Annotated in this window: 2 protein-coding genes; both read right to left on the bottom strand. The window is 76.2% G+C overall.

Annotated features, from left to right (window positions below; all coding sequences use genetic code 11):
- The coding region (locus IH45_RS0133470) for a condensation domain-containing protein (RefSeq protein ID WP_234440775.1) at positions 1-1463 on the bottom strand (1463 nt) is incomplete at its 3' end.
- Positions 1460-10765, bottom strand: coding sequence for a non-ribosomal peptide synthetase (locus IH45_RS1000000150290; RefSeq protein WP_063763078.1), 9306 nt, complete (start codon positions 10763-10765; stop codon positions 1460-1462). The genes IH45_RS1000000150290 and IH45_RS0133470, both read right to left, overlap by 4 nt.
- Between the last annotated feature and the right edge of the window lie 44 nt (positions 10766-10809).

Here is a 10809-nt window from a genome sequence, read left to right as displayed (position 1 = left end):
GCCGACGCCACCCGCCGCGCGAACAGCTCCGGCACCGACGGCCCCGCCACCTCCCCGGCCGTCGCATTCCACTCCTCCACGACCAGCCGCCGTTCCTCCCCGCCCAGCACGCCGATCCGGCCCACCGGCACCGACGGATCGGCCACCACCTGCTCCAGCACCCGCACCAGCCGTCCGGTCAGGGCGCGGGCCAGTTCGGGGGTGATCAGGTCGGGGCGGTAGGAGACCTCCACTTCGAGGCGGTCGCCGGGGAGGATGCCCAGGGTCAGCGGGTAGTGGGTGGCCTGGCGCAGGGCCAGCGTGGTGAAGGAGAGGGTGCCGGGTCCGCCCGGGGCGGCGGCCGGGCGCGGGTAGTTCTCGTACACGACCAGCGTGTCGAAGACCGCGCCGGGACCGGCGTGCTTCTGGATCTCGGCGAGGCCCAGGTGCTGGTGCGGCAGCAGCGCGGACTGGCGTGCCTGTACGTCCTTGAGCAGGCCCAGTACGGGCTGCTGAGCGTCGAGGCGTACGCGTACCGGCACGGTGTTGATGAAGAGGCCGACCATCGACTCGACGCCCGGGAGTTCCGGCGGGCGGCCGGCCACCGTCGTGCCGTAGACCACGTCGACGCGTCCGGAGAGGCGGGCCAGCAGCAGGGCCCAGGCGCCCTGGACCACGGTGTTGGCGGTCAGGCCGTGGCGGCGGGCCAGGTCGGTGATGGCGCGGGTGAGTGCGGCGGGCAGGTCCGCCACGGCCTGGTCGGGGAGGGCCGGGGCGCGGGCCGGGTCCGCGGGGGCGACGAGCGTCGGCTCGCCGTCCCCGGCCAGTTCGGCGCGCCACGCGGCCCGTGCGGCGTCCTTGTCCTGCCGGGCCAGCCAGGCGAGGTAGTCGCGGTAGGAGCGGGTACGGGGCAGGCCCGAGGCGTCGCCGTCCGCCGCGTACACCGCGGTCGCCTCGTCGAAGAGGATCGGCATCGACCAGCCGTCCAGCAGGATGTGATGTGCCGTCAGCACCATGATGTGCCGGTCGGGGCCGAGGCGGACGAGGAGCAGTCGCAGCAGCGGTGCCACGCCCAGGTCGAAGCGTTCCGCGCACTCCTCGGCGGCCAGCCGGCCGGTCTCGGCGAGCGCGTCGGCCTCCGGCAGGTGCGAGAGGTCGCTCTCGCGCCAGGGCAGGGCGGCTTCGCGGGTGATGAGCTGGACGGCTTCGCCGGACCTGCGGCGGTGGAAGCCGGCGCGGAGCGCCGCATGGCGGGCGAGCAGGGCCTGCCACGCGGCGCGCCAGCGGGTCGGGTCCAGCGGGCCGTCGATCGTCAGGGTGCGCTGGATGACGTAGACGTCGGGGCCCTGGGCGTCGAAGTCGGCGTGGAAGAGCATGCCTTCCTGCAGCGGTGACAGCGGCCACACCTCGGCCAGTGCCGAGCCCTTGCCGGGCGCCGGGCCTTTGCCGGATGCCGGTCCCCTGTCCGGTGGTGAGGTCTTCACAGCGACAGTCCCCCTTCGAGCCGTGCTGCTATCGCTTCGAACTCCTCGACCTCGTCCTGACCGAGGTCGAGGAGCGGGAAGTCGGAGGGCGTGTGGCCGCCCGCCTCGGGCGCGGCCGTGTGGGCGGCCAGGCCGCCGAGCAGGTCCCGCCACAGGTGGCCCAGGCGTGCCGCGGCCTCGTCGCCGAGGACGCCGGCCGGGCCGCCGACCGTGAGTGTCAGTTCGGGTCCGTGCGGTGTGTCGCGGACGACCGCGCCCGCCTCCACGGCGTGCGGCGCGGGCATGCCGGGGTCGTCCGAGCCGCCGAGCGCGGTGCTGCCCGCCGCTTCCCACGGCCCGGCCGTGCCCGCGCCGACCGCGGGGAACCGGCCGAGGTAGTTGAAGCCGATCCGCGGGGCCGGAAGACCGGCCAGTACGGGGCCGGTCTGCGGGTTGAGGTGGCGCAGCAGCCCGTGGCCAAGGCCGTCGCCGGGAACCGCGCGTACCTGTTCCTTGACGGCCTTGAGCAGTGCCCCGGCCGCCGGGCCGCCCGCCGGGACCTGGTCCAGGTCCACACCGGACAGGTCGAGCCGTACGGGATGCACGCTGGTGAACCAGCCGACCGTACGGGACAGGTCCGCCCCGGCGACCGGGTGCCGTCCGTGTCCCTCGACGTTCACCAGCACCCCGGCCGCCGTCTCCGGCCGCCAGCGCGCGACCGCGCCCGCCAGTGCCGCGAGCAGCACCTCGTGGATACCGCAGTGGAAGGCCACGGGTGTGCGTACGGCCAGGATCTCCGCCTGCTCCCGGGGCACCTGCAACGTGTGGTGGCGCACGGTCGCCGAGGTGTCCGTGTCCGGGTCGAGTGAGCGGGCGCCGAGCACCGGGTCGGGGCCGTTCAGCACGGCGGTCCAGTACGGCAGTTCCGCCAACCGGTGCGGCTGCGCGGCCTGGGCGGCGAGCAGCGCGGCCCACTGCCGGAAGGAGGTGCCCACGGGGTCGAGGTCCGGCTCGCGCCCGTCCGCCACCGCCTCGCAGGCGGCCCGCAGGTCCGGCACCAGGATGCGCCAGGACACGCCGTCCACCGCGAGGTGGTGCACGGCCAGCGCCAGCCGGCCGGTCCGGTGCGGTCCGGCGTCCAGCCACACCGCCCGAACCAGTACGCCGGCGGCCGGGTCGAGCCGGGCGACCGCGTCCTCGGCGGCCCGTTCCGCCAGACCGTCGAGGTCGGCCTCGGGGGCCCGTACCGCGTCCAGCCGGGTCACCAGGCGGTCGGCGTCCACCGAGCCCCGGCCGCCGACGGTCAGCACCGGTCCGCCGGGCCGCTCCACCACCCGGGCGCGCAGCATGGCGTGGGTGTCCAGGAGGGCGGCCAGTCCGGCGGCGAGCACGTCGCGGCCCAGCCCGGCCGGGGCGCCGAGGACCGTCCACTGCGCGAACCGGCCACCCGTGATCCGCTCGCCCAGCAGCCGCATCACCGGCGTCCACGGCACCTCGCCGGCCCCCGAGCCCGCGGTGTCCGCGCCGGGCCCGGCCGCCGCCGGCTCCGCGACCTCGGCGAGCCGTTCCGGCGTCTGCTCGTCGAAGACCTGCCGGGAGGTCACCAGCAGCCCGGCGCGGCGGGCCCGCGACACCAGCTGGAGCGACATGATCGAATCGCCGCCCAGCTCGAAGAAGCTGTCCTCCGCGCCGACCCGTTCCAGGCCCAGCAGCTCCGCGAACAGCGCGCACAGCACCGCCTCGGCGGGCGTACGCGGCTCCCGCCCGGCGACCTGCCCGGCGAAGTCGGGCGCGGGCAGCGCCGTGCGGTCCAGCTTCCCGTGGGGCGACATCGGCAGTTCGCCGAGGACGAGCACGGCCGCCGGGACCATGTGGTCCGGCAGTGTCGCGGCGACGTGGGCGCGGACGGACCGTTCGTCCAGGTCCGGCCCGGCGGACACGACGTAGCCGACCAGGCGGCGTTCGCCGGGCCGGTCCTCGCGGACCACCACCGCCGCCTCCGCGACCGCGGGGTGGGCGCTCAGCGCGGCCTCGATCTCGCCCGGTTCGACGCGGAAGCCGCGCACCTTGACCTGGGCGTCCGCCCGGCCGGTGAAGACCAGGTCGCCGTCGGCGGTCCACCGGGCCAGGTCCCCGGTCCGGTACACACGCCCGCCCGGCGCGAAGGGGTTCGCGACGAACCGCGCCGCGCTCAGCGCCGCGCGCCCCAGGTAGCCGCGCGCCAGGTTGGCCCCGGCGACGTACAGCTCGCCCGTCACGCCCGGGGGCACCGGCTGGAGGAAGGCGTCCAGGACGTATGCCTGCGTGTTGGTGATCGGGCGGCCGATCGCCGGTGCGCCGTCCCCGTCGAGGGGCGCGGTCACCGTGGAGGTGACGGTCGCCTCCGTGACGCCGTACTCGTTGTACAGCTCCCGCCCGGCGGACCAGCGGCGGCGTACCTCGTCGGTCATCGGCTCGCCGCCGGTGACCAGGACCCGCAGCCGGGACAGGCCGTCGGACGGCAGCTGCGGCAGGAACGCGGCGGGCAGCACCACGTGGGTGGCCCCGCGTTCGCGCAGCAGGCCGGCCAGGTCCTCGCCGAAGGTCTGCTGCCCGGGCGGCGCCAGCACCAGCCGCGCTCCGGCGCACAGCACCGGCCAGATGTCGCCCATCGACACGTCGAAGCTGGGCGAGACGAGCTGGGCCAGGCGGCTGCCGGTGCCGATGCGGTAGCGCGCGATACGGTCCGCGACGAGGTTGCGCAGTCCGCGGTGGGCGACGAGAACGCCCTTGGGCACTCCGGTCGACCCGGACGTGTAGATCACGTACGCGGCGTTGTCCACGCTCAGCGGCGCGGCGCGTTCGGCGTCGGTCAGGGAGCCGCCCGCGCGGCGCGCCACGGCCGCCGCCACCGCCGGATCGTCCAGGACGACCGTGCTGCCGCCCGCCCCGGCCGGCAGCGCGCCCCTGGTCCGTTCCGTGCACAGCACCACCGCGGGCTCCGCGTCCCGCAGCACGAACGCGATGCGCTCGGCCGGGTATTCGGGATCCACCGGTACGTAGACCCCGCCCGCCATCGCCACCGCCAGCACCGCGCTGATCATCGTCACCGACCGTTCGACGACGACCGCCACCCGGCGCTCCGGCCCCACCCCGCGCTCGACGAGAAGGCGGGCCAGCTGCCCTGCCTCGTATTCCAACCCGGAGTATGTCGACTGCCGTTGGGCGTCCTCCACGGCGACGGCGTCCGGGGTCCGTGCGGCCTGCGCGCGGAACAGCTCCGGCATCGTCGTGGCGGCCACCGGCACGTCCGTACGGTTGAAGGCGCCCACGACGGTGGCGCGTTCGTCCGCGTCCAGGACGCCGATCCGGCCCACCGGCAGCGTGCAGTCCCGCATCAGCTGCTCGAAGATCCGCACCAGCCGGGCGACGAGCTTCCCGGCGAGTTCCGCCGCGACCTGGCCGCGGCGGTACGCCACATGGACGCGCAGCCGCTCGCCCGGGACGACGCCGAGGGTCAGCGGGTAGTGCGTGGCCTCGCGCGTGCCCAGGACGGCGAAGGCGAGCGCGTCCGGGGCGCCCGGCGCGGCGACCGCGCGGGGGTAGTTCTCGTGCACGACGAGGGTGTCGAAGACGGCGCCGGGCCCGGCGAGGCGCTGGATCTCCGGCAGGCCCAGGTACTGGTGGGCGACCAGCGCGGACTGGCGTTCCTGGAGGTCGCGCAGCAGGTCGAGCACCGGCTGCGCGGCGTCCAGGCGTACCCGTACCGGCACCGTGTTGATCAGCAGGCCGACCAGCGACTCGACGCCGGGCAGCTCCGGCGGGCGGCCCGCGACGGTGGCGCCGAACACCACGTCCGTACGGCCCGCCAGCCGGGCCAGCACCAGCGCCCAGGCGCCCTGCAGCAGCGTGTTGACCGTCAGGTCGTGGCGGCGCGCCAGCTCCGCGAGGCCGCGGGTGGTGCGTTCGGGGATGTCGGTGATGAGGTGCCCGGCGTCCACCGGTCCCCGGTCCACCGCTCCCGGTGCGACGAGCGTCGGCTCCTCGGTGCCCGCGAACTCGGCGCTCCAGGCGGCGCGCGCGGCGTCCCTGTCCTGGCGGGTGCGCCAGGACAGGTAGTCACGGTAGGAGGTGGCCGGGGCGAGGGCCGACGCGTCGCCGCCCGCCGCGTAGACCTCGGCCAGCTCGGACAGCAGGACCGGCATCGACCAGCCGTCCATCAGGATGTGGTGGCTGATGACGATGAGGCGGTGGCGGCCCTCGCCGAGGCGGATCAGCAGCAGCCGCAGCAGCGGCGCCCGCGTCGTGTCGAAGCGGCGCTCCTGTTCGCGGGTGGCCAGTTCCTCGATGCCGGACAGGGCGTCGGCCTCGGTCAGGCCCGAGAGGTCGATCTCCTTCCACGGCAGCCGTACGTCACGGGAGACGATCTGGACGGCCTCGCCCGAGGCGCGCCGGTGGAAGCTCGCGCGCAGCGCGTCGTGCCGGGCCAGCAGCGCTTCCCACGAGGCGCGCAGCCGGGCGGCGTCCAGCGGCCCGGTCAGCTCCAGCATCCACTGGGTCTCGTAGACGTCCGGGCCCTCCTCCGCGAAGGAGGACTGGAACAGCAGCCCTTCCTGGAGGGTCGACAGCGGCCAGATGTCGGCGGGCCGCGGCGCGGCGGCCTCCAGCTCCGCGACGCCGTCCTGGGTGAGGTCGAGCAGCGGGAAGTCGGACGGGGTGTGGCCGCCCGCTCCGGGCCGGGCCGCGTGGGCGGCCAGGCCGCCCAGCATCTCCACCCACCGGCGGCCGAGCCGCTGCGCCGCGGCGTCGGCCCGCCCGTCCGCCGCCTGGTGGCGATGGATGAGCGTGAGGGTCAGCGTGGGCCCGTCGGGGGCCTCGCCGATCGTGGCCTCGGCCTCCAGGGCGTACGGGGACGGCTCGCCACCGGCCGGGATGACACCCGATGCCGCGCCCTCGGCCGGGATGCCCGAGCTGCGGAACGCGATCCGGGCGCCGGGCAGGTCCGCCAGCGCGCGGGCCGTCTCCGGGTTGCGGTGGCGCAGCAGGCCGTAGCCCAAGCCGTCGCCGGGCACCGACCGTACCTGTTCCTTGACGGTCTTCAGCAGCGTCCCGGCCGCCGGGCCGCCCGCGCGGACCTCGTCCAGGGCGGCGCCGGTCGCGTCCAGCCGGACCGGGTGTACGCCGGTGAACGGGCCCACCGTACGGGACAGGTCCACGCCGTCGATCGCTCCCGCGCCGCGTCGGCCGTCCGTCTCGATGTCGAGCAGGACGCCGGTCCCGGCGCCGTCCCGCCCGTACGCGACCGCGGCGGCCAGTGCGGCCAGCAGCACGTCGTCAGTGGTGCAGTGGAACGCTGCGGGCGCCCGGCCGAGCAGCGCTGCCGCTTGCTGCGGCGGCACCGTCCAGGCCATGCGGCGCTCCACGCCCGGCGGTCGCGCGCCTGCCGGTCCGAAGCCGTCCGGCAGGCCGCCGGTCCCGTCCGTGTCCTCCAACGCCGCGCGCCAGTAGCCCAGTTCAGCTACTCGGCGGTCCTCACTCGCCTGCGCGGCCAGTCGGCCCGCCCACTCCCTGAAGGAACTGCCCACCGGACCGAGCACCGGCTGCCGGCCCTGCGCCACGGCCTCGCACGCGGCCCGGAAATCGGGGACGACGATGCGCCAGGAGGCCGGGTCCACCACCGCGGGGTGGACCGCGAGCACCAGGCGGCCGGGCCGCGCGGCGCCCGCGTCCAGCCACACCACCTGGAGGTTCGCTCCGGCCGCCGGGTCGAGCCGGGCCACCGCCTCGCGGGCCGCCCGCTCGGCGGCCCGGTCGAGATCGGCCGTGGTCACGGTCTCCCGGGTGACCAGCGCCGCCGCGTCCGCCGTTCCCCGGCCGGGCACGCACAGGTGCGGGCCGGTGTCACCGGCGACGGTCCGCGCGCGCAGCACGGCGTGGGTGTCCAGTACGGCGGCGACGGCGGCCGGCAGCGTGTCCGGCCGCAGGCCGTCCGGCGCTTCCAGCACCGTCCAGCGCGCGAAGTGCCCGCCCCGCGCCGCGGTCAGCGGCGTCCAGGGCACCTCGCCGGTCTCCGTGTCCGTATCCGGCCGCTCGTCCGCCGAGGGGGCCAGCCGTGCCAGCCCTTCCGGGGTCCGCTCGTCGAAGATCTGCTCCGTGGTGAGCACCAGCCCGGCGCGGCGGGCCCGCGAGGCGAGCTGGACCGCCATGATCGAGTCGCCGCCCCGCTCGAAGAAGCTGTCCTCGGGGCCCACCCGTTCCAGGCCCAGCACCTCCGCGAACAGCGCGCACAGGGTTTCCTCGGCGGCGCCGCGCGGCTCCCGGCCGCTGCCGCGCCCGGCGAAGTCCGGGGCGGGCAGCGCCTTGTGGTCCACCTTGCCGTGCACGGTCAGCGGCAGCCCGTCCAGCGGTATGAAGGCCGACGGCACCATGTACTCCGGCAGCCGTCCGCCCACGAACTCGCGCAGCGCGGCGAGCAGCGCGCCGGTGTCGCGGGCCGCCCCGGCGCTGCCGCCGGACGCGCCGGTGAGCAGGGCCGGAGCGCTGTCCGTACCGGCCTGCTCCCACCCGCCCGGCTCGTCGCGGAACGGCTGCCCGCCGCGCGCCGGGGGTCCGTCGCGGCCCGGTTCCGGCGCCTGCGCGACGACGTAGGCGACCAGGCGGCGTTCGCCCGGCCGGTCCTCGCGGGCCACCACCACGGCCTCGCCGACCGCCGGGTGGGCCGCCAGCGCCGCCTCGATCTCGCCCGGCTCGATACGGAAGCCGCGCACCTTGACCTGTGCGTCCGCCCGCCCGACGAAGACCAGCTCACCGTCGTCGGTCCAGCGCGCCATGTCGCCGGTGCGGTACATACGCTCACCGGGCACGAACGGGCTGGCCGTGAAGCGCTCCGCGGTCAGCCCCGGGCGGGCGAGGTAGCCGCGCGCCAGGCCCGTCCCGGCGATGCACAGCTCGCCCGTCACGCCCGGCGGCACGGGCTGGAGGAACGCGTCCAGGACGTACACCTGCCGGTTGTCCAGCGGACGGCCGACCGGCAGCACGTCCGGCACCGGGTCGCCCGGCCGCAGCCGGTGCCAGGTGGCGCACAGCGCGGCCTCGGTCGGCCCGTACATGTGCCGTACGGCCACCTCGGGGCACGCCTCCCGCACCCGCGCCACGGCCGCCGCCGGGACCACGTCCCCGCCGGTCAGCACCTCGCGCAGGCCCGCGAAGCACTCCGGCGACTCCTCCGCCACCACCCGGAACGAGCCCGCCGTCAGATGTACCGCCGTGACCCCCGCCGCCACGGCCGCACGGATACGCGGCCCGTCCACCACGCCCTGCCCGTCCACCACCACGCGCGCGCCGGAGACCAGCGGCACCCACACCTCGTACAGCGACGCGTCGAAGGCGTGCGGCGCGTGCATCAGCACCGCGTCGTCCGCGCCGACCGACCAGTCCCGCTGGCCGACGAGCCCGGCGACGCTGCCGTGCGGCATCGACACGCCCTTGGGCACCCCGGTCGAACCGGAGGTGTACATCACGTACGCCAGGTCCTCGGGGCCGACCCGGACCGCCGGGCCCTCCGCCGGGCACCCGGCCACCGCCGCCCGCACCCGCGGGTCGTCCAGCACCACGAGCGCGCCGGGAACGCCGGGCGGCACCGCGGCCCGGGTGCGGCCGGTGCACAGCACGGCCGCCGGCGCGGAGTCGGCCAGCATGACGGCCACCCGCTCCGTCGGATACGCCGCGTCCACCGGTACATACGCCGCGCCCGCCTTCCAGACGCCGAGCAGCGCCGCCAGCAGCCCGGCCGACCGTTCCATCAGCACGGCGACGCGGCTGCCGCGGGTCACCCCGAGGCTGCTGAGGTAGGCGGCCAGGCGACCCGATTCCGCCTCCAAATGGCCGTACGTAAGGCTGAGTTCGTCGTCGGAGACGGCCGTGGCGCCGGGGCGGCGCGCGGCCTGGCGGGCGAACAGCTCCGGCACCGAGGTGCCCGGCTCCTCGGCGCCGGTGGCGTTCCACCCCTCCACGACCAGCCCGTGTTCCGGCGCGCCCAGCACGCCGAACCGCCCGACGGGCGCCTCGGGCTCGGCCGCCGCCTGCTCCAGCAGCCGCACGAAGGCCCGCTGGCCCGCCCCGGCCCACTCCTGGTCGTACAGCGCCGGGTCGGCTTCGAGGACGACGCTCGTCCCGGCGTCGTCCGGCAGCTCGCGCACCACCACGGAGAACGCCTCGACGGGGGCGCCCGGCAGGTCGTGGAGCGTGCCGGGGACCTCTCCGAAGTGCAGGCCGGTGCCGATCGCCGGGACGGCCACCGACGGGCCGAAGTTGCGCCCGCCGCCCGGCCTGCCCAGCTCCGCGTGCAGGCGCTCGCCCCGGTAACGCCGGTGCTCCAGCAGCCCGTCGATCTCGCGCTGCGCCGCGCGGGCCACTTCCGCCAGGCTGTCGCCGGGCGCTGCCGGCAGCCGCAGCGGCAGCACGTTGGCCGTGGCGCAGGGCGTGCGCCGGGCGGCGCTGCCCGTACGGCCGTCGACCGGGAAGCTCAGCAGCGCCTCGTCCGCCCCGGTCGTCCGGCACACGAAAGTGGCGAGCGCCGCGACGACGAGCGCGCCCCGGCTCGTGCCCGTACGCTCGGCGGCCGTCCGCAGCGCCGCCCGGCCCGCGTCCGACAGCCGGCCGGACGCGCGGGGGTGGTCGTCACGGGAGGCGGAGCGGTGGCCGGGCACGGTGGCCGGCTCCGGGCGGTCCGCGAAGTGTTCGTGCCAGTAACGGCGGTCGGCCGCGCACTGCGGCGACTCCCGGTAGGCGCTCTCCTGCTCCCACAGCTCCCGCAACGGGGCGTGGCCAGGAGGGCTGTACGGCTCGCCGCGCAGTATCGCCGTGTAGAGCCCGGCGACACGGCGGGCCAGCAGCGTGCTCCCGTAGTGGTCCACCAGCAGCTGGTGGTGGCGCTGGTACCAGACGTACCGGTCGGATGCCAGCTTGAAGAGGACGTACGACGACAGGTTCCCTTCGGCGGGGTCGGCCGGGTGGCGGCCGTCCGCGCGCATCAACGCCTGCGCCGCTTCCCACGGTTCGCTCTCCGCGCCGAGATCGACGATCCGCAGGGCGGTGTCGCCCGCCGCCTCGCCGATCGTCTGCACCGGGGCCCCGCCGACCTGCCTGAACCGCAGGCGCAGCGCCTCCGTCTCGACGACGGCCTGCCGCAGCGCCCGCCGGAAGACGTCGGTGTCGAGCGGGCCCAGGACGTCGGCGTACTGCCTGATGACGTACGGCCGGGGCGGGGTCTCCGCGCGCTGGGCCAGCCACGTCCCCTCCTGGCAAGCGGTCAGGGGCGCAGTGAACTGTGCCTGGCCTTCCATGTCTCCCCCATTCGACGGCAACCCGTTGCTCGCTGTGCCTGCCG

Source organism: Streptomyces rimosus subsp. rimosus (genome assembly GCF_000720725.1).
GTDB classification, from domain to species: domain Bacteria; phylum Actinomycetota; class Actinomycetes; order Streptomycetales; family Streptomycetaceae; genus Streptomyces; species Streptomyces rimosus_A.
This window is presented reverse-complemented; position numbering and strand designations above follow the sequence as displayed.

What these genes read in the sequence shown, in the direction of transcription:
- IH45_RS1000000150290 (WP_063763078.1), bottom strand. Translation starts at nt 10,765, where the DNA reads ATGGAAGGCCAGGCACAGTTCACTGCGCCCCTGACCGCTTGCCAGGAG.